Genomic DNA, 22,022 nt, shown 5'->3' on the forward strand with positions numbered 1-22,022 from the left:
AACCTCCACCATGAAAATGATTCAACTGGGTACTACCGATCTGCAGGTGTCGCGTCTCTGTCTTGGCTGTATGACCTATGGCGAGCCAACGCGCGGCAATCACGCCTGGACGCTGCCGGAAGCCAGCAGCCGTCCGCTGATCCAGCAGGCACTGAACGCGGGCATCAACTTCTTTGATACCGCCAACAGCTACTCCGATGGCAGCAGTGAAGAGATCCTGGGCCGGGCCCTGAAAGAGTTTGCCCGCCGCGAAGAGATCGTGGTCGCCACCAAAGTCTACTTTCCGCTGACCAATCTCTCACAGGGACTGTCGCGCAAAAATATCCTGCAATCGATTGATGACAGCCTGCATCGTCTTGACATGGAGTATGTCGACCTGCTGCAGATTCACCGCTGGGATTACGACACGCCGCTGGAAGAGACGCTGGAAGCGCTGCATGACGTAGTGCAGTCTGGCAAAGCCCGCTATATCGGTGCCTCGTCAATGCACGCCAGTCAGTTTGCGCAGGCGTTGCAGATGCAGTCGGAACAGGGCTGGCACCGCTTTGTCAGCATGCAGGATCAGTACAACCTGATTCAGCGTGAAGAGGAGCGTGAAATGCATCCGCTCTGTCTGAAAGAGCAGATCGCCGTGCTGCCCTGGAGTCCGCTGGCGCGCGGTAAGCTGACCCGCCCGTGGGGGGAAAACACCGCGCGTTCCGCCTCTGACCAGGTGATGGCGAAGCTCTATGACAACACCGAAGAGAACGATGCCGTGATTGCCGAGCGGCTGGCACAGGTGGCGGAAAGTAAAGGTGTAACGCGGGCGCAGGTGGCGCTGGCCTGGTTGCTGAGCAAGCCTGCCGTCACGGCACCGATCATCGGTGCATCGCGCGCTGAGCAGTTTGAGGATCTGGTGAAGGCAGTGGATGTCACGCTGAGTGACGACGAGATTACCCTGCTGGAAGAGGTCTATCAGCCGCATCAGGCGGTGGGATTTGAGTAAATCAGAATGTGACGCCCTGGCCGGGCGTCACCTCTTATCATGCGTTGAGCATCGACGGTTAACCCGCCAGCCAGACCCCAAAGCCATAGAGCATCGCCGCAGAAATCACGCCAGCAATAATGTCATCCACCATAATGCCCATGCCACCGTGCACGTTGCGGTCAAACCAGCGAATCGGCCAGGGTTTCCACATATCCAGAATACGAAACAGCACAAAGCCGCCCAGCACCCATTGCCAGCTGTTGACCGGAATCGCCATCAGCGTAATCCACATGCCGATAAATTCATCCCAGACAATACTGCCGTGATCGTGTACCCCCATATCTTTGGCGGTGCGATGGCAGAGATAGACACCGACGCAGATACCAACCAGCACAACCAGTGAATAGAGATCCTGCGGCAGAAAGGTCATCAGCCACCAGAACGGGATGGCCGCCAGCGATCCCATGGTACCAGGCACGACCGGGCTTAATCCGCTGCCGAAACCGGTGGCCAGCAGATGCCAGGGATTGCTCATCCGCAGACGGCTCTTCGCCACGTCGTTATTTAGTATCAAAGTGATCAAACCCTTTATGATGGAATGTGGCAGGTTTGCCATTATCCAGCAGCGTTAAGCCTTCTGATTCCGGTGCTATCTGTCCGATGCAGGTATAAGGCACGCCCAGATGCCCCAGCGCCACATCCAGCGCGCCGCGATTCACTTCCGGCACGGTAAAGCAGAGTTCGTAATCTTCTCCGCCACTCAGCGCCCAGCGCAATACCTGCTCTGGGTCGAAATGGTCGCGCAGCGCCGCCGACAGCGGCAACGCATCCAGGTTAAGCCGTGCGCCACAGCCGCTGACTTTCAGCACGTGGCCGAGATCGGAAATCAAGCCATCGGAAAGGTCCACGGCTGAAGAGGCCAGCGAACGCAGTGCCTGGCCCTGCAGAATGCGCGGCATTGGGCGCAGATGCCGTTTAATTAGCGCCTCATGCACCGCCGGATCGCTGATGCGACAGTGATGCTGCAACAGCGCCAGACCCGCCGCGCTGTCACCCAGCGTGCCGGTCACGTAGATCCAGTCGCCCGGCTTCGCACCGGAGCGTTTCAGGGCGCGGCCCTGCGGCACCAGACCGTGAATCGCCAGCGTCAGGCTCAGCGGGCCGCGGGTCGTGTCACCGCCCACCAGCTGCATATCGTAATATTCCAGCAGTTCAAACAGGCTTTCGCTAAAGGCGGAGAGCCAGCTCTCATCGACCTGCGGTAGCGTTAAGGCCAGCGTCAGCCACGCGGGATCGGCACCCATGGCAGCAAGATCGCTAAGATTCACAGCCAGAGCTTTGTAGCCCAGATCGGCAGGATGGATATCCCGTAAGAAGTGCACACCCGCGACCAGGGTATCGGTGCTGATCGCCAGCGTCTGTTTTTCCGGCACGCTAAGTAACGCACAATCGTCACCGATGCCAAGTTCGACATCACGGCGGCTGCGTGTTCTGCGGTTGAAGTAGCGTGCGATGAGTTCAAATTCACCACAAGACATAATTGCGTTCCGCTTGACTCTTCATGAAAAAAGGCCGGCAAGCCGGCCTTTTTGTTTATTTGCGATGGGGTCGAATTTGTGGCCCGGCTTTATCCAGTACGCCGTTAACAAATTTATGACTGTCTTCGGCACCGAAGACTTTCGCCAGCTCAATCCCTTCGTTGATGGCCACTTTATAGGGCACATCATCACGTTTGCTCAGCTCATACAGCGAGATGCGCAGGATCGCTTTTTCTACCTGGCCCAGCTCTTCAAGCTGACGCGACAGGTAGGGCTTCATCAGTCCATCCAGATACGCACTGTTGGTCGCCACACCGGACAGCAGTTCGCGGAAATAGGTAATGTCGACGTCTTTGACGTCCTGTTCCGCCAGAAACTGGTATTCCACATCGGCAATGTCATTATTCGACAACTGCCAGGAGTAAAGCGCCTGAACAGCGCACTCACGGGCGCGACGACGAGCAGCAGGTTTCACAAAATTCCCCTTACAAAAATCAGGCTTTAATGGCTTTCAATACGTTAATCATTTCGAGCGCAGTCAGCGCCGCTTCAGCACCTTTGTTACCCGCTTTGGTGCCGGCACGCTCAATAGCCTGCTCGATGCTTTCAGTGGTCAGCACGCCGAACGCGACAGGAATGTCGCTGTTCATGGCAACGCTGGCGATACCGGAGCTGGCTTCACCCGCCACATATTCGAAGTGCGCAGTGCCACCACGAATAACGGTGCCGAGTGCGATAATCGCATCATGTTTGCCAGAGTTCGCCAGCGCACGTGCTGCCAGCGGCAGTTCGTAAGCGCCCGGCACCCAGACAACGGTGATATTTTCATCTTTGACCTGGCCGATACGTTTCAGGGCATCAACTGCGCCATCCAGCAGGCTGTCATTAATGAAGTTGTTAAAACGCGCGATGACGATGGCAACATTGGCCTCAGGCGTTGCAACAGCAGCTTCGATAACTTTCATACTTATCCTTTCAGGGGTTTGGTTGGCCCCGCGCAGGGGGGCGGATTCTATCATACTCTTAGGCGGCGTGCTCTCGCTTTTCCGGGCATGCTATTGCGGTGTCAGGGTCAGACGTAAATCGTCACCGACCTGCCGGACATCGCTGAAACGGAATGCAGGCGCGTCAGCCAGCTGGCTGAGCCCCGGCAGCTGACACAGGCCGCGTCCTTCGTGGCCTAACAGCTTAGGTGCCAGATAAACGATCAGTTCATCCACCAGCCCGGCCTGTAACAGGGCACCAGCCAGCGTGGCACCGGCTTCAACCCAGACGCTGTTAATCTGTCGCTGTCCCAGCAGCATCATCATCGCCACCAGATCCAGGCGCTGTTCGCGCAGCGGAACGGCGATTTGCGTGACGTCGGCGGGCCAGGGCTGCTGATCCGGCTGATGGCGCATCAGCCAGGTTTCGCCCGGCTGTGAGATGAGCCGATGCTGCGGCGTCACGCGATTCCGGCTGTCGATAATCACACGTACCGGCTGACGCAGTTGCTGCTCATCAATCAGAGCCTGACTGTCAGTATTGAGTTCAGACCATCGCACTGTCAGCGAGGGATCGTCCGCCAGTACCGTGGCGCTGCTGCTGAGAATGGCGGCGCTTTGCGCCCGCAGACGCTGCACATCACGGCGGGCAGCCTCAGAGGTGATCCACTGACTTTCGCCGCTGGCCATGGCGGTCCGGCCATCCAGCGACGCGCCAAGTTTGAGCTGAATCCAGGGAAAGCCGGTGCGCATCCGCTTGAGGAAGCCGCGATTCACTGCTTCGGCTTCCTGCATCATCAAACCATGGCTGACGTCAATGCCCGCCTGATGCAGACGGTGCAGCCCGCGACCCGCGACCTGCGGATTCGGGTCCTGCATGGCGGCCACGACCCGCTTCACACCGGCGGCGATCAGCGCATCACAGCAGGGGGGCGTGCGGCCATGATGACTGCAGGGTTCAAGCGTGACATAGGCAGTTGCGCCACGCGCTTTCTCACCAGCCATGCGCAGCGCGTGGACTTCAGCATGCGGTTCACCGGCGCGCTGGTGCCAGCCCTCACCCACGACTTCGCCATCGCGCACAATCACGCAGCCGACATTCGGGTTCGGCATGGTCGTAAAACGGCCGCGTCGCGCCAGCTCCAGCGCGCGCGCCATATAGCGTTCATCCATCCTTTAATCCTGTAACCGGGCGATCTCTTCGCCAAAATCCCGGATATCTTCAAAGCTGCGGTAAACCGAGGCGAAGCGGATATAGGCCACCTTATCGAGTTTTTTCAGCTCATCCATCACCAGATTGCCAATCAGCTTACTGGGGATCTCACGTTCACCCGTGGCGCGCAGCTGCGTTTTAATATGGTTTACGGCGCTTTCCACCGCGTCAGCGCTGACCGGACGCTTCTCAAGCGCTTTCATCATCCCGCTGGCCATTTTGTCTTCATTGAAAGGCTCGCGCACATCATTGCTTTTCACCACGCGGGGCATCACCAGTTCCGCCACCTCAAAGGTGGTGAAGCGTTCATGACACATCAGACACTGGCGGCGGCGGCGCACCGAAGAGCCTTCACTAACCAGACGAGAATCAATCACTTTGGTGTCCACAGCGGAGCAGAATGGGCAATGCATGACGTTTCCTGACGCGAGAGTGATGGGTCAGACAGTGTAGCGCGAACTGCGAATCAACAAAATCTCTTCGTGCCTTTCAGAGGATTCACCTCTCAGGATAAACGATGCTAAATTTCGCCTGCAGCAAAAGGGACTACGCTTTAAGGGCTGCAATTGAAATTTTCCACTAACACATTGGAGGTTGTATGGGTCTGTTTAACTTTGTGAAAGAAGCGGGTGAAAAATTGTGGGATGCCGTGCATGGCGGTGATGACCAGAATAAAAAGCTGCAGGAGCACATCAACAAACTCGGATTACCCGACAGCGACAAGGTTGATGTCAAAGTGAATGGTGATACCGTCACGGTGACCGGCGATGGCCTCTCTCAGGAGCTGAAAGAGAAGATTCTGATCGCGGCAGGTAACGTGGCAGGCATTACCAAAGTGGAAGACAAGGTTACCGTGACAGACAGCGCGGCCGAGTCAGAGCTTTACACCGTGAAGAAAGGCGACACGCTGAGCGCTATTTCTAAACAGGTTTACGGCAACGCTAACGAATATAACAAGATTTTCGAAGCGAATAAGCCAATGCTCACCCATCCTGATAAAATCTATCCTGGCCAGGTTTTACGTATTCCAAAATAACGGACAAGGATAACTTATGAGCAGGATGGTTTGGGTTCCGGTGGCGCTCTCTTTGGTGACGCTGAGCGGCTGCAGCAGCACGGCCAGCAATCCGCAGGTCAGAGAGTTGCATCAGGAAGTGAGTCAGCTTAATCAGCAGATGCAGCATCTGACCACGCAGGCCAGCGCACTGGAAATTCAGGGGCAGCTCAACAGCCAGTTGCAGCAAGGTGCCTGGCTGGTGCCACAGGCGAACACGCCGGTAGCGTTGCAGACTCAGCTCGGCACGCTGCGACTGACGCTCTCCCCTGTCACTGCAGAAGCCAGCGGCTCGCGGGCAACCCTGACGGTGCGTTCAATGGACGATCGGCCTTTGCCCGCCCTGCACGCAACGGTGATCTGGGGTGAACTCGATCCGGAGACCGGTAAACCACTGAGCAGTGATAGTCTGACTCAGACGGTTGCGGTGCCTGACTCACTGCTGCCGCAGCATTCGGCGAGTATCCCGCTTCGACTCAGCGGCCTGACCCCGGAGCAACTGGGTTATGTTCGTGTGCATAACGTGTCCGCTGACACCCCGTCCCAGACCTCCCCTGCGGCATCCGCTAACCCTTAGCCGTGGTGCAAAAAAAACGGGCAGCCAAAAGGCTGCCCGTTTTTATTTCTGACGCGTGATTAAGGCAGGATAGAAGGCTGATCGGCGCCCTCTTTCTCAACCTTCTGCACCAGCATATGTTCACGCTTCATGCCCAGCTTCAGCGCCAGCGCCGAAGAGACATAAATAGATGAAATCGTACCAATCGTCACACCAATCAACATGGTCAGTGAGAAGCCTTTCAGCAGCGCACCACCAAAGATGAACAGGATGAGGATCATCGCCAGCGTCGTCAGCGAGGTAATCAGGGTACGGCTTAACGTCTGGGTCAGGGACACGTTGGTAATATCGTAAGCGCTGCCGCGACGGATCTTGCGGAAGTTTTCACGAATACGGTCAGAGACCACGATTTTATCGTTAAGCGAGTAGCCAATCACCGACATCAGTGAGGCAACAATCGTCAGGTCGATTTCAATGCGGAACAGCGCCAGCAGACCGCAGGTGATGATCACGTCATGCGCCAGCGCCAGCACGGTACCCAGTGCAAGACGCCACTCAAAGCGGAAACCGATATAGATCAGAATCGCAATCAGTGCAGACAACAGCGCCATCGCACCCGCCTGCGCCAGGTCGCTACCCACACTCGGGCCAACGAACTCAATGCGTTTAACGGTCGCGTTTTGCTGCGTGGTCTGGTTGATCACCGACACCACTTTATTGCCTAACTCGGTACCTGCCGGGCCGGTAACCGGTGCCATACGCACCATCACGTCGCGGCTGCTGCCAAAGTTCTGCACCAGCGGCTCGTCAAAGCCCGCTTTCACCAGTTCGCTGCGCAGCGTGTCGAGGTCGGCCGGTTTCTCCAGCGCGATCTCAATCACCGTACCACCGGTGAAATCGAGGCCCCAGTTAAAACCACGCACGCCCACGATCGCAATCGCGGCCACAATCAGCAGTCCCGAAATGATGAAGGCCAGCTTATCCCAGCGCATAAAGTCGACGACTTTACGCCCATGGTTTAACTGCTCAATGTTATATTCCTGTGCCACAACGCACTCCTCAGATAGACAGCTTGTTGATGCGTTTGCCACCGTAAACCAGGTTAACAATGGCACGGGTACCGATAATCGCGGTGAACATTGAGGTCGCGATACCAATTGCGGTGGTAATCGCAAAGCCTTTAATCGAACCGGTGCCGACCGCGTAAAGAATGATAACTTTGATCAGGGTTGTCACGTTCGCATCGACAATACTGGAGAAGGCGCCTTTGTAGCCTTCATGAATTGCCTGCTGAACCGAGCGCCCGTTTCGCAACTCTTCTTTAATACGTTCGTTAATCAGTACGTTGGCATCAACTGCCACCGCCAGGGTTAACACGATACCGGCAATACCCGGCATGGTCAGGGTCGCGCCAGGCAGCAGGGACATGATGCCGACAATGAGCACCAGGTTAACCAGCAGCGCACTCGTCGCAATCAGACCAAACTTCTTATAGAACACCACCATAAACAGGATCGACGCAAGCAGACCCCACAGGCAGGCTTCCAGACCCTGAGTAATGTTCTGCTGACCCATGGTCGGCCCGATAGTCCGCTCTTCCACAATCTGGATGGGCGCAATCAACGCACCGGCACGCAGCAGCAGCGACAGCTGACGCGCTTCGTTCGGGTTGTTGATACCGGTGATGCGGAAGCTGTTCCCCAGGCGAGACTGGATATTAGCGACGTTAATCACCTCTTCCTGTTTCACCAGAATGGAACGGCCATTAGCATCTTTCTTACCGCTGTCCTTGTACTCCACAAACAGGGTCGCCATCGGCTTGCCGATGTTGTCCTTGGTGAAGTTGGACATGATGTTACCGCCTGCGCCATCCAGTGAAATGTTCACCTGGGGCTGGTTGTACTCATCCATGCTGGAGGTCGAGTCAGTGATATGGTCACCGGTCAGAATCACCCGCTTGTAGAGCACGACGGGCTGGCCGTCACGCATCTTTTTGACTTCGGAGTCACCCGGCACCCGGCCACTGGCCGCAGCAGTAGGATCCACGGTGGTGTTTACCAGACGGAATTCCAGCGTTGCGGTGGCACCCAGAATCTCTTTGGCGCGCGCCGTATCCTGAATACCCGGCAGCTCAACCACAATACGATCGGCCCCCTGACGCTGAACAAGTGGTTCCGCCACGCCCAGCTGGTTCACACGGTTACGCAGAATCGTGATGTTCTGCTGAACCGCATATTCACGCGCTTCGCTGAGACGGGCATCGCTCATGGTGGCACGCAGTGCATCGCTGCCGCTGCTGTTGATAACCAGATCCTGATGACGGGAACTCAGCCAGGAGATCGCGGCATCACGACTGGCGGCGTCACGGAAACGAATTTCCACGCCGTAGTTCGCGATTTTATTGACGTTGGTATAGGGGATATTTTTGGCGCGCAGGTCGCTACGCAGCGTATCAGCATTCTGCTCCTGCAGTTTGCTGAGTGCGGTGTCCATGTCCACTTCCATCAGGAAGTGCACGCCACCACGCAGATCGAGACCGAGTTTCATCGGTTCTGCTGACAGCATGGTCAGCCAGCGCGGCGTGGCAGGCGCGAGGTTGAGCGCCACGACGTAGTCTTCACCCAGCGCTTTCATGATCGCTTCACGGGCGCGTAACTGCACATCCGTATTGGCGAAGCGCGCGGTAATCGCACCATTTTCCAGCGCAACAGATTTGCTCTGGATATTGTCCTGTTTTAATGCGGACTGAATCTGATCCAGCGTCTGCTCACTGGCGGCGCTTCCGCGCGCACCAGTGATTTGAACGGCCGGATCCTCACCATAGAGGTTGGGAAGCGCATAGAGCAGGCCGACGAGAATCACGACGACCAGCATCACATACTTCCACAAAGGATAACGGTTTAACACGGCAGTTCCCTTAGGGAAGAAAGAATTACAGCGCCTTGATAGTGCCTTTTGGCAGCACGGCAGCGACAAAATCACGTTTAATGACGACTTCATTGGTGTCATTCAGCGCGATAGCGACGTAGCCCGTGTCAGAGACTTTTGTGACGCGACCGACCAGGCCACCGCTGGTCAACACTTCATCGCCCTTTGAGATGGAATCCATCAGCTTCTTGTGCTCTTTCGCACGTTTCTGCTGCGGACGCAGGATCATGAAATAGAAAATCAGACCAAACACCACCAGCATGATCACCAGAGAATACGGACTTCCCTGAGACGGAGCGCCTGCTGCGGCCACGGCGTCAGAAATGAATAAGCTCATTAAATTTCCCTCATTGATGAATTATCAGACGTTAATGGCGGAACTTCTTTGCCCGTCCGTTGGTAAAACTCAGTTACAAAGCGCTCTAATTTACCCTCTTCGATGGCCTGGCGTAAACCTGCCATCAGACGCTGGTAGTAGCGCAAATTGTGGATAGTATTCAGACGCGCGCCCAGTATTTCGTTACAACGGTCGAGATGATACAAGTAGGCACGGCTATAATTGCGACAGGTGTAACAATCACACTCCGCATCCAGCGGTGCAGTGTCATCTTTGTAGCGGGCGTTGCGAATCTTCACCACACCTTCGGTTACAAACAGATGACCATTTCGCGCATTACGGGTTGGCATCACGCAGTCAAACATATCGACGCCGCGACGGACGCCTTCAACCAGATCTTCTGGCTTCCCGACACCCATCAGATAACGCGGTTTATCCTGCGGAAGCTGCGGACAGACATGCTCAAGAATACGGTGCATGTCCTGCTTAGGCTCACCCACCGCCAGGCCGCCCACAGCGTACCCATCAAAGCCAATCTCTACCAGACCTTTCACCGAGACATCTCGTAAATCTTCGTAAACCGAGCCCTGAATAATGCCAAATAAGGCATTTTTATTACCCAGGCTGTCGAAACGGTCACGACTGCGTCGCGCCCAGCGCAGCGACATCTCCATAGAGCGTTTAGCGTAGTCCCAGTCCGCCGGATAGGGTGTGCATTCATCGAAAATCATCACGATGTCGGAACCCAGGTCATACTGGATCTCCATCGATTTTTCCGGATCGAGGAAGATCGGGTCGCCATTGATCGGGTTACGGAAATGGACGCCCGCTTCGGTGATTTTACGGATGTCACCCAGGCTGAAGACCTGGAAGCCGCCGGAATCGGTCAGAATCGGCCCTTTCCACTGCATAAAGTCATGCAGATCGCCATGCAGTTTCATGATCTCCTGGCCGGGACGCAGCCAGAGGTGGAAGGTATTGCCCAGAATAATCTGCGCGCCGGTTTCCTGCACTTCTTCCGGCGTCATGCCTTTCACGGTGCCGTAGGTGCCAACGGGCATAAACGCCGGGGTTTCCACCACGCCGCGATCAAAAATCAGACGGCCACGGCGTGCGCGTCCGTCTGTGGTATCAAGTTCAAATTTCACAAAGCCTCCATCGGAGAAACAGTCCGATGCAGATAACCTTCAGTCGCATGACAGGCGATTCCGGCTATCGGTTAATAAATCAGTCGCCCACTTTTTCCAGCGGCGCCTGCGGATTTTTGCTGATAAACATCGCGTCTCCATAACTGAAGAAACGATATTGCTCAGCCACGGCTGCGCGATACGCGGCCATGGTGTGCTGATAACCGGCAAACGCCGAGACCAGCATAATCAGTGTTGATTCAGGCAGATGGAAATTGGTAATCAGTGCATCGATCACCTGATACTCATAGCCCGGATAGATGAAAATCTGGGTATCGTCGAAGAACGGCGCAATCAGGGCATCCTGACTCGCTTTGGCGGCGCTCTCCAGTGAACGAACGGAAGTGGTGCCAACAGCAACCACCTTGTTGCCACGCGCTTTACAGGCCAGTACCGCGTCGACAACCTCCTGCGGCACTTCGGCATACTCCGCGTGCATGTGATGCTCTTCGATGGTTTCGACACGTACCGGCTGGAAGGTGCCTGCACCTACATGCAGCGTCACAAAGGCCATCTCAATGCCCTTCTCTTTCAGCGCCTGCAGCAGCGGTTCATCGAAGTGCAGACCGGCGGTCGGGGCCGCGACGGCACCCGGACGGGCACTGTAAACCGTCTGGTAAAGCTCGCGATCCGCCTCTTCATCCGGACGGTCGATATAAGGCGGCAGAGGCATGTGGCCGACGCTGTTGAGGATGTCGAGCACAGCACGCTCATCATCAAACGCGATCTCAAACAGGGCATCGTGGCGTGCCACCATGGTCGCTTTCACGCTCTCATCTTCGCCCAGCAGCAGTTCTGCACCCGGCTTCGGCGCTTTTGAAGCGCGCACATGCGCCAGCACGCGCTTGTCGTCGAGCATCCGCTCCACCAGCATCTCGATTTTGCCGCCGCTGGCTTTACGGCCAAAGACGCGCGCCGGAATCACACGGGTGTTGTTGAACACCAGCAGATCGCCTGGATTCAGCTTATCCAGCACGTCGGTGAAAACACCGTGCGACAGCGCACCACTGGGACCGTCGAGCGACAGCAGACGACAGCCGCTGCGCTGCGCCTGGGGATAGTGAGCAATCAGGGATTCGGGCAGTTCAAAAGCAAAATCGGCGACACGCATTGAAATGTTCTTTCTCAGGCAAAAACAGGCGGCACAGTTTAGCGGAAAACCGACCAATTCTGAACAACTGGCTGCGCAAAGGCAGTTCTGCCTATAATGCGGCATGAACTTCCTTGCTCATCTCCATCTGGCTAAGCTGGCCGACAGCTCCTTACTCGGCAATTTAATGGCCGATTTTGTGCGTGGCAACCCGCACCAGCACTGGTCCGCGCCTGTCGCAGACGGCATTCTGATGCATCGTCGCCTGGATGTGATGACCGATGCGCTGCCGGAAGTGCGCAGCGCCCGTCAGCTGTTTCGTGCGGAAACCTATCGTGTGGCCCCGATTACGCTGGACGTCATCTGGGACCATTTTCTGGCCCGCCACTGGCAGCAATTTACGCCCGACCAGACGCTGGTGCAGTTTTCTGCCACCGCCCAGCGCGAAATCCTGCCGCAGCTGGCCGACACGCCTCCTGAATTTCAGGCACTCAACGCGGTGATGTGGCGCGAGCGGTGGTTTGAGCATTATGCCCAGCCTGCGCGGCTGGAGCGGGTGCTGCACGGCATGGCCAGCCGCCGTCCACGACTGGCGGCACTGCGCGACTCTTACCACGATTTCACGCAACATTATGATCAGCTGGAAGCGCTGTTTTTTGTTTTTTATCCGCGTTTAATGGCGCTGGCGACCAGCAGAACCCTCTAAAACCCGATCCTCTGCTGCCGGGCTGACGGACACGCGCTTTTACCTGATGAAAAAAGCCGGCCACCCGGCTCAGCACCATCTTGCCATTGCTGCTTATCTGCGGCTTAATGAAGCCTTTCTTAACAATAGTGAAGTCAATTTCACAGCCAGACCGCCTGTTCAGGCGCGCCTTCCGTTCGTTATGGCAAAAAAATCATAAGAGGAAAAGATGTCATCCGCTTCGCATTCTGAAATAGACGCGCGTTACCGTTACGCCTGCGACATCGCCCGTGCGGCGGGCAGCCGGGCCTTATCATGGTATCAGCAGCGTCAGACACTGGTAGTGGAACACAAAAGGGATTTGCAGGACGTGGTCAGCGAGGCTGATCGTAACGTTGAGGCATTAATTAAGACCTTAATTGCTGAACGTTTTCCTGAGGATAGCGTCTATGGCGAAGAAAGCGGCGGCGAGGTTGAGGGCGCGCCCTTTATCTGGGTTGTCGATCCAATCGATGGCACCGCCTGTTTCGTCAACGGCCTGCCTAACTGGTGCGTTTCGCTGGCGGTGCTCTGCGAAGGCGAACCGGTGATCGGTGTAGTCTGCGATCCCAATCATCAGGAGCTGTTCCACGCACGGGCAGGCCAGGGAGCATGGCTGAATGAAAGTCGCCTGCAGGTTCATGACGCAGCGCATCTCAATGAGGGATTACTTGGCATCAGTAACTCCAGCCGGACGCCGGGCGAAAGCGTCTCACGCCTGATCGGCGGCTTAATTGAACAGGGTGGTATGTTTATTCGCATCGGTTCGGGTGCGCTGACCAGCGCCTGGGCGGCAGCCGGTCGGCTGATTGGTTACTACGAAGCGCATATGCATCCGTGGGATAGTCTGCCGGGCATCGTTCTTATGCGCGAAGCAGGCGGCGTCACCAATGATTATTTGCGTAATGAAGGCCTGAAAAACGGTAACCCGGTGTTGCTGGCCAATGCGGCCCTGTATCCAAAAATTAAAGCGCTGACCGGCAACGGCGCACTGGAAGAGTAAATGACGCTGCCAACCCTGTGCCGCTGTGCGCTGATGCTCGGTTCTCTCTGGCTGTTAAGCCCGGCATCACAGGCGGCGGATTACCAGCTGGAGAAAGTGGTTGAACTGAGCCGTCACGGCGTACGTCCACCCACGCCAGGCAATCGTAAAGAGATTGAAGCCGCCAGCCAGCAACCCTGGACACAGTGGACCACTGCCGATGGCGAGCTGACGGGTCATGGCTACAGTGCCGTGGTGAATAAAGGACGCTGGGAAGGCGAGCACTATCGCCAGCTCGGCCTGCTGGGCACGGGCTGTCCGGATGCCGATCAGGTTTACGTGCGCGCCAGTCCGTTGCAGCGCACCCGTGCCACGGCTGCGGCGCTGATGGACGGCGCGTTTCCCGGCTGCGGCGTAACCGTGCATCACGTCGCGGGCGATGTTGATCCCCTGTTTCAGAGTGAAAAGCTGACGGTCACCCGGCCCGATCCCGCGCAGGAACGGGCTGCTAAACAGCAGAAAGCGGGCGATCTGGCACACCTGCAACAGCAACTGCAGCCGGCGATTCAGCAACTGAAAGCCGCCGTCTGTCCCCCCGCAACGGATTGTCCCCTGTTTGATGCGCCCTGGACGTTCCGGCAAACCCGCAACGGGAATAGTTACGTTTACGGGCTGAGCGTGATGGCGAGCATGGTTGAGACGCTGCGACTGGGCTACAGCGAAAACCTGCCTTTCGATCAGCTCGCCTGGGGCCATATCACCTCGGCCGCGCAGATCACCTCCCTGCTACCGCTGCTGACCGCCAACTACGATCTCAGCAACGACCTATTCTACCTGGCGCAACGCCGTGGCTCGATACTGCTCAACACGATGCTGGAGGCGATCGCTGCCGATAGCTCGCCGGGTCGCTGGCTGATTTTCGTCGCGCATGACACCAACATTGCGATGGTGCGCACCCTGATGGACTTTAACTGGCAGTTACCCGGCTATTCTCGCGGTAACATTCCGCCGGGCAGCAGTCTGGTGCTGGAGCGCTGGCGCGACACGCGCAGCGGCGAGCGTTTTTTAAGGCTCTATTTTCAGGCGCAGAGTCTGGATGGACTCCGTCAGCTGCAACCGATTGATGATAAACATCCGTTATTACACCAGGAATGGCATCAGCCTGACTGCAGAGTTACCGATGTCGGCCTGCTCTGCCCTTATCAATCCACACTGACTCAGCTCCGGAAAAACCTGGATAACAGCGCTGTACTGCCGGTTTCGGTTATATTGCCCTGAGTCTGTCGCTAATCAAATTAAGGCCGCAGCCGCAATGCGGCCTTAATAATGTTAACCGCTGTTAATTAACGTCACTCCGACCTTTTCTTATTTAATTAACCTGACTATCAGCGCCACGCATTTTCATTTACGATAGTCCTGTCAATCATCCCTTTATTATCTATTTTCCTGTAATTCTTGCGTATTTCGGCGACTGGTTTCGCCGTTTTTTATTTTCGCCTCTCGGCTTCTTTAGTACGCTGTGCCCGTATAGCCGCACGTTCCTGCGCATGAAGCACCATTAACACCTTTGCCCGCCTGTAACCTTCAGCGATATTCACTGCCCGTTTAAATAATGTTTTCGGGATACATGCGCCGTAATAAACGCGCGCAGAGTCTTATTTCGCTGACAGTGGCTTAACGCGTAATAAAAGAAGTCAGCGTTTTGGCGCAGATCACAAAAATAAGCAGCGATATGAGAAAATAAAAGAGGAAAATGGCGGGTTCTGCTCCCCCAAAAATAGGGAGAGCAGAACAGGAGATTAGCGTGGTTTACGTACCAGCTTATAGCCCAGCAGCAACAGCACAATCCACACCATGCCAACATAGAGTGAAATGCGGGTATCGGGGAAATAACCAATCAGACCGATAATAAAGCAGAGGAACGCCACGCCAACACCCGCCGTCCAGCTGCCACCTGGCAGCGCAAACTGCAGCTTACTCGCCGCCTCTTTGCCAATTTTGCGACGGAAGGCGATCTGCGACAGCAGAATCATGATCCAGACCCACACCGTTGCAAAGGTCGCCAGCGAGGCGATCACCAGGAAGACTTTTTCCGGCATCAGGTAGTTGAGATAGACCGCAATCAGCATGGCGAACATCATCACCACCACCGTCACCCACGGAATCCCGCGCGACGAGACCTTCATAAAGACTTTCGGCGCATGACCCTGCTGCGCCATCCCGTGCAGCATGCGGCCCACGCCAAAGACATCGCTGTTAATCGCCGAAAGTGACGCGGTCAGCACCACGAAGTTGAGAATCGAGGCGGCTGCGGCGATCCCCAGATGCTGGAAGGTCAGCACAAACGGGCTGCCCGACGTCCCCACCTGGTTCCACGGGTAGATCGACATAATCACAAACAGCGTGCCGACATAAAAGACCAGAATGCGCCACGGCACCGAGTTAATCGCGCGCGGAATCGACTTCTCCGGATCTTTCGCTTCACCGGCGGTGATACCGATGATTTCGATGCCGCCATAGGCGAACATCACCATCTGCAGCGACAGCAGCATGCCGACGACGCCGTGGGCGAAGAAGCCGCCGTTGGTCCACAGGTTATGGATACCGGTCGGCTGACCGCCATTGCCAATCCCCCAGATAATCATGCCGAAACCGGCCAGAATCATCACGATGATGGTGGCGACTTTGAAGAAGGAGAACCAGAACTCCACTTCGCCGAACACCTTCACGCTCATCAGGTTGACGGCACCGATGATCAGCACCACGCTCAGCACCCAAATCCAGTGCGGCACCTCGGGGAACCAGACGCCCATGTAGATGCCGAATGCGGTGACGTCCGCAATCGCCACAATCAGGATTTCAAAACAGTAGGTCCAGCCGGTGATATAGCCCGCCATCGGCCCAAGATAGTCCTGTGCGTAGCGTGAGAATGAGCTGGCCTGAGGATTGTTAACGGACATCTCACCCAGCGCGCGCATGATGATGTAGGCTACTGCTCCGCCGATGATATAGGCGAGCAGCACGCTCGGTCCGGCCATTTTTATCGCGTCGGCGGAACCGTAAAACAGCCCGGTGCCAATCGCCGATCCCAGCGCCATAAAACGGATGTGGCGCGTGCTCAGTCCGCGTTTGAGCTTGTTGGTTTCTTGCATAACAACCTGTACCTGTGAAATGAAAAAACCACGGGCAAGCCCGTGGTTAAAGAAGAATCAGTGCGCTCTGTTACGAGTGAACCGTCACCTGTTCCGGTCCTTTCACCCGATCCACAACAGCGGCAATCAGCAGCATTACCAGCGACGGTGGCAACCAGGCGAGACCCTGGTCAGCCAGCGGCAGATGCTGACTGAATGCCGGTAGCAAATCTTTAAACCCGGTGGTTTTAATCGCATCAACAATGCCAAACAGCAGGCTTACCAGCATCGCTGGCGCGATAATCCGGCTGCTCTTATTCCACCAGTTAAGGGTGAAACTCAGTACGACCAGCACGATACAGGGCGGATAGATCGCCGTCAGTACCGGGATGGAGATCTGAATCAGGTGGCTCAGGCCGAGATTCGACACCACCATCGAGAACAGACCCAGAATAAACACCAGCGTTTTATACGACAACGGCAGGTATTGCGCAAAAAATTCCGCACAGGCACAGGTCAGGCCGACGGCGGTCACCATACAGGCGACGAAGATCAGCGCGGCCAGGAAGAAGCTGCCCATGCTGCCAAAGGTATGCTGAACATACGCGTGCAGAATCGCGGCACCATTGGCATTTTGATCCACCAGCGCGCCGCTGCCCGCGCCCAGTTTAAACAGGCAGAGGTAGACCAGCGTCAGCCCCAGACCGGCAATCAGTCCTGCCAGCACGGTATAACGGGTCAGCAGTGCGGCATTATCAACGCCGCGTGAACGGGCGGCATTAACGATCACGATGCCGAACACCAGCGCGCCCAGCGTATCCATGGTCAGATAGCCATTAACAAAACCGCTGGAGAACGCCGCACGCTGATAATCCGCGGTCGCCGGAATGGTACCGCCCGCAGGCCAGACCAGTGCAGCCACACCCAGCACGGTCAGCGCGATAATTTTTAGTGGTGCCAGGAAGTGCCCTACCGTGTCGAGCAGCTTGCCCGGATAGAGCGACACGCCAATCACCAGCGCGAAGTAGATCAGGCTATAGATGAATAGCGGCAGCGCGCCATCGCCGGTCAGCGGTGCAATGCCCATCTCAAACGAGACGGTTGCCGTGCGCGGGGTGGCAAACAGCGGCCCGACAGCCAGATAGCACACGGTGGCCAGCACGATGCCAGCGACCTTGCCAATGGGGGTGCTGAGCGCATCCACGCCGCCGCCGACGCGGGCCAGCGCGATCACAGTCATCACAGGCAGACCGACTGCGGTAATCAGAAAACCAATCGCGGCTGTCCAGACGTGTTCGCCAGACTGAATACCGACCATGGGCGGGAAAATGATGTTGCCCGCGCCAACAAACAGGGCGAATGTCATAAAGCCCAGCGCGAGAATGTCCTTCGAAGTTAAACGATGTGTCATACGGCCTGTCACTGATGTTGCGGTGGAAGTTGGGTTAGTGTTGTCCCCTCGCTGCGTGCAAACCGCGACCAGGCTGACAATGTCAGCGCATTATGCTCGTCGCAGGGTAAAGCGCAGGTGATTTAAGCTGCTTTTATTCTGTTCACAGAGGGATGGATCGACAACGGCGCTAAGTAAAACGTTTATAGCGGTGAAAGGCAATACAGGATCGGAAAACCAGAAGGTTATGCCGCCATTTTTTCAAAAGGCAGTGGATAGCGTTAATTTTTGCCGCAGGCACACAAGATGATGTGCTTAAATAACAGACAGAGCGTGAGAAAACCCCGCATAAATGGCCCGGAAGATACACAAAAGGCGCGTTTTACGCGCCTGTCTGCACAACGTTACAGCATTACCAGACCTGATTAGCGATATCGACCACTAAACGAATCTTCTGCCACTGTTCCGCTTCGCTCAGGCTATTGCCCTCTTCGGTAGAGGCAAAGCCGCACTGCGGGCTGAGGCAGATCTGGTCCAGGCTGACATACTGCGTCGCCTCTTCCAGCCGGGCTTTCACCTGCGCCGGATCTTCCAGCTCACCCACTTTGGTGGTAATCAGGCCCAGAACGACCTGCTGATGGCCCGGCTTAACGTAACGCAGTGGCTCAAAGCCGCCGGAACGGGCGTTGTCATACTCCAGGAAGAATGCATCCACGTTGACACTGCCGAACAGGATTTCTGCCACGGGTCCGTAGCCGCCCTCTGAGATCCAGGTTGAGCGGAAATTACCGCGACAGACATGCAGACCCACGGTCAGATCGGCAGGTTTATCTTCCAGCGCTTTATTCAGCACCTGCGCATAGGTCTGGGCCAGCTGATCCGGATCGTCGCCACGTGCGCGGATATCGCGCTTCTGATCTTCGGAACAGAGATACGCCCAGACGGTGTCATCCAGTTGCAGATAGCGGCAGCCCGCGTCGTAAAACGCCTTGATCGCCTGTTTGTAAGTCTGCGCCAGATCGTCGAAGTAGTCCGCCAGATCCGGATAGACCACCGAATCAATCACTTTGCGGCCACCGCGGAAGTGCAGCACGCTGGGGCTGGGAATGGTCATCTTCGGCACCGCATCACCGGCAATACTCTGCAGGAAGCGGAAATGGTCAAGCATCGGGTGATCCGCCGGGAAACCGAGTTTGCTCACCACTTTCACGCCATGCGCTTTGGTCTGCACGCCATTAAACTGAATGCCCTGCTCTGCTTCATAGCTCTCAACGCCGTCAAGACCATAGAAGAAGTCAAAGTGCCACCAGCCACGGCGGAACTCGCCGTCTGTCAACACTTTCAGACCATTTTCACGCTGTTTCGCGACCACGTCGCGGATTGCCGCATCTTCAACCTGACGCAGGGCGGCGGCATCAATCTCTCCGGCTGCAAACTGTTCGCGTGCCTGCTTAATCGCAGCGGGACGCAGGAAGCTGCCAACGGTGTCGGCGCGGAACGGGGCGGTTTCTCTTTGCATGATCACTCCTGTCTCTCCTGCAAATGATTACGGCAGGAAATAATTACATTCTGATATAAATAGCCATCTGGATGGCTATATGTCTGAATGCAGAGTGACACGAGTCACCTTTGTCTGCAACTGAAGAAAATTCAGCGATGGTGAAAAAAATTCAGGTTGGAAGATTATTGCAGCGCTGCGCGCGCCTGCGCCATCTGGCTTTCAGACAGCGGCAGGTAGCCCGCTTCGCTGACCCGTCGCTGGCCTTGAGGAGAAAGCACCTGCTGAAGAAACGCGGCCACCAGCGGCGGCAGCGGTTTACCCGGCGCTTTGTTGACGTAGAGATAGAGCGGACGCGCCCAGGGATAGCGGCCACTGCGAATAGCATCGGCATCCGGAACAATCGCCTGCCCCTGGTCATTCATCACCGCCAGCATTTTTACGCCGCTGAGATGAAAGCCAAAACTGGCGTAGCCAATGCTGCGCGGGTTCCCGGCTACCGCCTGCACCACCGCAGCCGAGCCGGGAAACTCCGCTACGTCGCTGCGGAAATCGCCTTTGCACAGCACCTGCTGTTTGAAGAACCCCCAGGTGCCGGAGGCGGAGTTGCGGCCATAACGCTGAATCGGTCGTTTGCGCCACGGGTCGCCGGTTAAACCAAGATCACCCCAGCGCAGCGGCACATTGTGCGCGCCACAGAGGCGGGTAATGGAGAAAATAGCGTCGAGCTGATGCGGTTCAATCTGCTGCAGTGGATTGCGCTGATTGACCACCACCACCAGGGCATCCATCGCCACCGGTACCGCCAGCGGCGGATAGCCGTAGCGCGCCTCAAAGGCCTGGCGTTCGTCGGCTTGCATCGGTCGGCTCATCGGCCCGAGCTGAGCGGCACCCGCCGCCAGCGCGGTCGGCGCGGTAGACGAACCAGAGGCCTGAACCTGCACATTCACGCCCGGTGCCTGGCGGCTGAAATCTTCGCCCCACAGGGTCATCAGATAGCCGAGCGTGTCAGATCCGACGCTGCTGAGATTGCCGGAGAGCGCGCCGGGCTGGGCCAGCGCCAGGCCCGGCAGCAGAGAGATGATTAACAAAAGAAGGAGGCGCATCAGCGAGATCCGGCAGCGATTAATGAACGGCATTCTCCTGCATCACGCTGCTGACAATCAACCTCGCGGGCAGCGTAAAGGTAAAACAGGTCTCTTTATGCGGCACGCTGGTGATATCGAGCCGCGCGTTGTGGTGGCTCAGCGCATGTTTCACAATCGCCAGTCCCAGCCCGCTGCCGCCGGTGGCGCGTGAACGCGCTTTATCAACCCGGTAGAACCGCTCGGTCAGACGCGGAATATGTTCTGAGGCAATACCCGGCCCGTTGTCGCACACCCGGAAGGTTGCGCCCTGCTTGCCACGCAGCCAGCTGATATCGATCCGCGTGCCCTCCGGAGTGTGATTCACCGCGTTGTAAACCAGGTTGGAGATGGCGCTGCGCAGCTGTTCGTCGTTGCCGAACACTTTCAGATGGGGATCGGTATGAAAATGGATATCGTGCCGACCGCCACTCAGTGTCGCCGCCTCATGCTGCAGCAGTTTCAGCATCACCGGCACATCGACCTTCTCTTTGAGATCGATCGCAGGCGCGGCTTCAATGCGCGACAGCGTCAGCAGCTGTTTCACCAGGCTGTCCATGCGACGCGTCTGCTCCGACATGGTGTGCAGCGCTTTGCTGCGCGAAGGCTCGCTCATCACCGAGTCGTTCATCATCTCCAGATAGCCCTGCAGCACGGTGAGCGGTGTACGTAACTCATGGCTGACGTTGGCAAAGAAGTTGCGGCGCGCCCCTTCCAGCTGATGCATCTGCGTCACATCACGGGCCACCAGTAACCATTGCCCCTCGCTGTAGGGCATGACGCGGAATTCCATGTGAAGTTTGTTGTTCAGCACCAGCGTCAGCGGCTTGTCAAAATCGCGCTGACGAAGATAGCGGGAGAACTCCGGGTAACGCAGCAGATTGAGGATATTCTGGCCATTATCTTCCGGCCAGCGCAGGCCAAGGTGTTGCTGCGCCAGGCCGTTACACCAGAAAATCGTGCCCTCTTCCGTGGTCAGGATCACCGCATCCGGCAGCGACTCGGCCCCGCTGCGGAAGCGTTTAATCAGGTTGCCCAGTTCACGCCGCCGCCGCCGGTTGCGCAGTTGCATCTGGTAAAGCCCATAAAACAGCGGTTCCCAGCTGGCACGCCCGGTCGGTGGCGTCATGGTGCGGTCGAGCCACAGCCAGTGCGACAGCCGCATCAGATTGTGGAAATGCCACAACAGCACCACCAGCACGCTCAGCAGCAGCCACCAGGACAGGCCGCCAAGCAGCAGGCCCAGCAGCGCCGCGGGCAGACAGGCCAGCAGCAGTTCTGTCAATAATCTCTTCCAGGAGAGGCGTTCCAGCACGGTAA

At 56.7% G+C, this 22,022-nt stretch carries 22 protein-coding genes; 6 read left to right on the forward strand and 16 right to left on the reverse strand.

Annotation, left to right across the window (positions count from 1 at the left end):
- The first annotated feature begins 10 nt into the window (after positions 1-10).
- A complete protein-coding gene (locus tag F3I44_RS15450; protein ID WP_150013131.1) occupies positions 11-985 on the forward strand; it encodes an aldo/keto reductase in 975 nt (324 codons plus the stop codon).
- Positions 986-1,043: 58 nt separating this feature from the next.
- Here F3I44_RS15450 and pgpA read toward each other — a convergent pair whose 3' ends face one another.
- The 6 genes from pgpA to nrdR form a co-directional block, all read right to left on the reverse strand.
- The gene (gene pgpA, locus F3I44_RS15455) at positions 1,044-1,583 is read right to left on the reverse strand and encodes a phosphatidylglycerophosphatase A (RefSeq protein WP_013356978.1); all 540 of its coding nucleotides are present in this window, start codon (positions 1,581-1,583) and stop codon (positions 1,044-1,046) included.
- Positions 1,528-2,505 (reverse strand): thiamine-phosphate kinase, encoded by a 978-nt coding sequence (gene thiL / locus F3I44_RS15460; RefSeq protein ID WP_150019476.1) that lies wholly within the window; start codon positions 2,503-2,505, stop codon positions 1,528-1,530. The genes pgpA and thiL overlap by 56 nt, the downstream gene beginning before the upstream one ends.
- Before the next feature lie 55 nt (positions 2,506-2,560).
- Complete coding sequence (gene nusB / locus F3I44_RS15465; RefSeq protein WP_009091744.1) at positions 2,561-2,980, reverse strand: transcription antitermination factor NusB; 420 nt, start codon at positions 2,978-2,980, stop codon at positions 2,561-2,563.
- Positions 2,981-2,999: 19 nt separating this feature from the next.
- Positions 3,000-3,470 carry a 6,7-dimethyl-8-ribityllumazine synthase gene (gene ribE, locus F3I44_RS15470; RefSeq protein WP_013356975.1) on the reverse strand — a complete coding sequence of 157 codons (471 nt, stop codon included), beginning with the start codon at positions 3,468-3,470 and terminating at the stop codon, positions 3,000-3,002.
- 90 nt (positions 3,471-3,560) lie between these two features.
- Entirely contained in the window at positions 3,561-4,661 is a 1,101-nt protein-coding gene (ribD, locus tag F3I44_RS15475) for a bifunctional diaminohydroxyphosphoribosylaminopyrimidine deaminase/5-amino-6-(5-phosphoribosylamino)uracil reductase RibD (protein WP_150013127.1), read from the reverse strand.
- Positions 4,662-4,664: 3 nt separating this feature from the next.
- On the reverse strand, positions 4,665-5,114 hold the full coding sequence (gene nrdR / locus F3I44_RS15480) for a transcriptional regulator NrdR (RefSeq protein WP_009091750.1): 450 nt from the start codon (positions 5,112-5,114) through the stop codon (positions 4,665-4,667).
- 185 nt (positions 5,115-5,299) lie between these two features.
- Here nrdR and lysM point away from each other — a divergent pair, with 185 nt between their 5' ends.
- Together lysM and F3I44_RS15490 are read left to right on the forward strand one after the other, a co-directional pair.
- A complete protein-coding gene (gene lysM / locus F3I44_RS15485) occupies positions 5,300-5,737 on the forward strand; it encodes a peptidoglycan-binding protein LysM (RefSeq protein WP_150013125.1) in 438 nt (145 codons plus the stop codon).
- A gap of 16 nt (positions 5,738-5,753) precedes the next feature.
- A complete protein-coding gene (locus tag F3I44_RS15490; RefSeq protein ID WP_150013123.1) occupies positions 5,754-6,332 on the forward strand; it encodes a DUF3251 domain-containing protein in 579 nt (192 codons plus the stop codon).
- Positions 6,333-6,391: 59 nt separating this feature from the next.
- On the opposite strand, the gene secF is transcribed toward F3I44_RS15490, so the two are convergent.
- From secF to queA, 5 genes are all read right to left on the reverse strand, one after another.
- Positions 6,392-7,360: a protein translocase subunit SecF gene (gene secF / locus F3I44_RS15495; protein ID WP_150013121.1), complete on the reverse strand. Its 969-nt coding sequence runs from the start codon at positions 7,358-7,360 to the stop codon at positions 6,392-6,394.
- Positions 7,361-7,370: 10 nt separating this feature from the next.
- Positions 7,371-9,218, reverse strand: coding sequence for a protein translocase subunit SecD (gene secD / locus F3I44_RS15500; protein WP_150013119.1), 1,848 nt, complete (start codon positions 9,216-9,218; stop codon positions 7,371-7,373).
- A gap of 25 nt (positions 9,219-9,243) precedes the next feature.
- On the reverse strand, positions 9,244-9,576 hold the full coding sequence (gene yajC / locus F3I44_RS15505; RefSeq protein WP_009091760.1) for a preprotein translocase subunit YajC: 333 nt from the start codon (positions 9,574-9,576) through the stop codon (positions 9,244-9,246).
- Positions 9,576-10,724, reverse strand: a complete 1,149-nt coding sequence (gene tgt, locus F3I44_RS15510) for a tRNA guanosine(34) transglycosylase Tgt (protein WP_033731739.1) — start codon at positions 10,722-10,724, stop codon at positions 9,576-9,578. Before tgt ends, yajC begins: the two co-directional genes overlap by 1 nt.
- A 79-nt stretch (positions 10,725-10,803) precedes the next feature.
- Positions 10,804-11,874 carry a tRNA preQ1(34) S-adenosylmethionine ribosyltransferase-isomerase QueA gene (gene queA / locus F3I44_RS15515; RefSeq protein WP_033731738.1) on the reverse strand — a complete coding sequence of 357 codons (1,071 nt, stop codon included), beginning with the start codon at positions 11,872-11,874 and terminating at the stop codon, positions 10,804-10,806.
- Positions 11,875-11,977: 103 nt separating this feature from the next.
- On the opposite strand from queA, the gene F3I44_RS15520 reads away from it, so the two are divergent.
- The 3 genes from F3I44_RS15520 to F3I44_RS15530 all read left to right on the forward strand — a co-directional run bounded on the left by F3I44_RS15520 (position 11,978) and on the right by F3I44_RS15530 (position 14,837).
- Positions 11,978-12,559 carry an ACP phosphodiesterase gene (locus tag F3I44_RS15520; RefSeq protein ID WP_150013117.1) on the forward strand — a complete coding sequence of 194 codons (582 nt, stop codon included), beginning with the start codon at positions 11,978-11,980 and terminating at the stop codon, positions 12,557-12,559.
- 208 nt (positions 12,560-12,767) lie between these two features.
- Positions 12,768-13,580 (forward strand): inositol monophosphatase, encoded by an 813-nt coding sequence (locus tag F3I44_RS15525; protein WP_150019477.1) that lies wholly within the window; start codon positions 12,768-12,770, stop codon positions 13,578-13,580.
- Positions 13,581-14,837 (forward strand): histidine-type phosphatase, encoded by a 1,257-nt coding sequence (locus F3I44_RS15530; protein ID WP_150013113.1) that lies wholly within the window; start codon positions 13,581-13,583, stop codon positions 14,835-14,837.
- Between the two features lie 521 nt (positions 14,838-15,358).
- Here the strand turns inward: F3I44_RS15530 and proY are convergent.
- The 5 genes from proY to phoR all read right to left on the reverse strand — a co-directional run bounded on the left by proY (position 15,359) and on the right by phoR (position 22,017).
- A complete protein-coding gene (gene proY, locus F3I44_RS15535) occupies positions 15,359-16,711 on the reverse strand; it encodes a proline-specific permease ProY (protein WP_150013111.1) in 1,353 nt (450 codons plus the stop codon).
- 70 nt (positions 16,712-16,781) lie between these two features.
- A complete protein-coding gene (gene brnQ / locus F3I44_RS15540) occupies positions 16,782-18,101 on the reverse strand; it encodes a branched-chain amino acid transporter carrier protein BrnQ (protein WP_013356963.1) in 1,320 nt (439 codons plus the stop codon).
- Positions 18,102-18,492: 391 nt separating this feature from the next.
- On the reverse strand, positions 18,493-19,599 hold the full coding sequence (locus tag F3I44_RS15545; protein ID WP_150013109.1) for a cobalamin-independent methionine synthase II family protein: 1,107 nt from the start codon (positions 19,597-19,599) through the stop codon (positions 18,493-18,495).
- Positions 19,600-19,763: 164 nt separating this feature from the next.
- The gene (locus tag F3I44_RS15550) at positions 19,764-20,684 is read right to left on the reverse strand and encodes a PstS family phosphate ABC transporter substrate-binding protein (protein ID WP_150013107.1); all 921 of its coding nucleotides are present in this window, start codon (positions 20,682-20,684) and stop codon (positions 19,764-19,766) included.
- A 19-nt stretch (positions 20,685-20,703) separates the two neighbouring features.
- A complete protein-coding gene (gene phoR / locus F3I44_RS15555; RefSeq protein WP_150013105.1) occupies positions 20,704-22,017 on the reverse strand; it encodes a phosphate regulon sensor histidine kinase PhoR in 1,314 nt (437 codons plus the stop codon).
- Positions 22,018-22,022: the final 5 nt, after the last annotated feature.

Origin of the sequence: Pantoea sp. F_5 (assembly GCF_008631595.1) — a bacterium.
GTDB lineage: Bacteria > Pseudomonadota > Gammaproteobacteria > Enterobacterales > Enterobacteriaceae > Pantoea > Pantoea gossypiicola.

Bases quoted from the DNA above. Each gene is read 5' to 3' on its own strand.
- F3I44_RS15530 (WP_150013113.1), top strand. From the start codon at position 13,581: ATGACGCTGCCAACCCTGTGCCGCTGTGCGCTGATGCTCGGTTCTCTC.
- F3I44_RS15545 (WP_150013109.1), bottom strand. From the start codon at position 19,599: ATGCAAAGAGAAACCGCCCCGTTCCGCGCCGACACCGTTGGCAGCTTC.
- F3I44_RS15525 (WP_150019477.1), top strand. From the start codon at position 12,768: ATGTCATCCGCTTCGCATTCTGAAATAGACGCGCGTTACCGTTACGCC.
- F3I44_RS15520 (WP_150013117.1), top strand. From the start codon at position 11,978: ATGAACTTCCTTGCTCATCTCCATCTGGCTAAGCTGGCCGACAGCTCC.
- proY (WP_150013111.1), bottom strand. From the start codon at position 16,711: ATGCAAGAAACCAACAAGCTCAAACGCGGACTGAGCACGCGCCACATC.
- lysM (WP_150013125.1), top strand. From the start codon at position 5,300: ATGGGTCTGTTTAACTTTGTGAAAGAAGCGGGTGAAAAATTGTGGGAT.
- brnQ (WP_013356963.1), bottom strand. From the start codon at position 18,101: ATGACACATCGTTTAACTTCGAAGGACATTCTCGCGCTGGGCTTTATG.
- pgpA (WP_013356978.1), bottom strand. From the start codon at position 1,583: ATGGCAAACCTGCCACATTCCATCATAAAGGGTTTGATCACTTTGATA.
- F3I44_RS15490 (WP_150013123.1), top strand. From the start codon at position 5,754: ATGAGCAGGATGGTTTGGGTTCCGGTGGCGCTCTCTTTGGTGACGCTG.
- thiL (WP_150019476.1), bottom strand. From the start codon at position 2,505: ATGTCTTGTGGTGAATTTGAACTCATCGCACGCTACTTCAACCGCAGA.
- nrdR (WP_009091750.1), bottom strand. From the start codon at position 5,114: ATGCATTGCCCATTCTGCTCCGCTGTGGACACCAAAGTGATTGATTCT.
- ribD (WP_150013127.1), bottom strand. From the start codon at position 4,661: ATGGATGAACGCTATATGGCGCGCGCGCTGGAGCTGGCGCGACGCGGC.
- yajC (WP_009091760.1), bottom strand. From the start codon at position 9,576: ATGAGCTTATTCATTTCTGACGCCGTGGCCGCAGCAGGCGCTCCGTCT.
- F3I44_RS15450 (WP_150013131.1), top strand. From the start codon at position 11: ATGAAAATGATTCAACTGGGTACTACCGATCTGCAGGTGTCGCGTCTC.
- ribE (WP_013356975.1), bottom strand. From the start codon at position 3,470: ATGAAAGTTATCGAAGCTGCTGTTGCAACGCCTGAGGCCAATGTTGCC.
- queA (WP_033731738.1), bottom strand. From the start codon at position 11,874: ATGCGTGTCGCCGATTTTGCTTTTGAACTGCCCGAATCCCTGATTGCT.
- F3I44_RS15550 (WP_150013107.1), bottom strand. From the start codon at position 20,684: ATGCGCCTCCTTCTTTTGTTAATCATCTCTCTGCTGCCGGGCCTGGCG.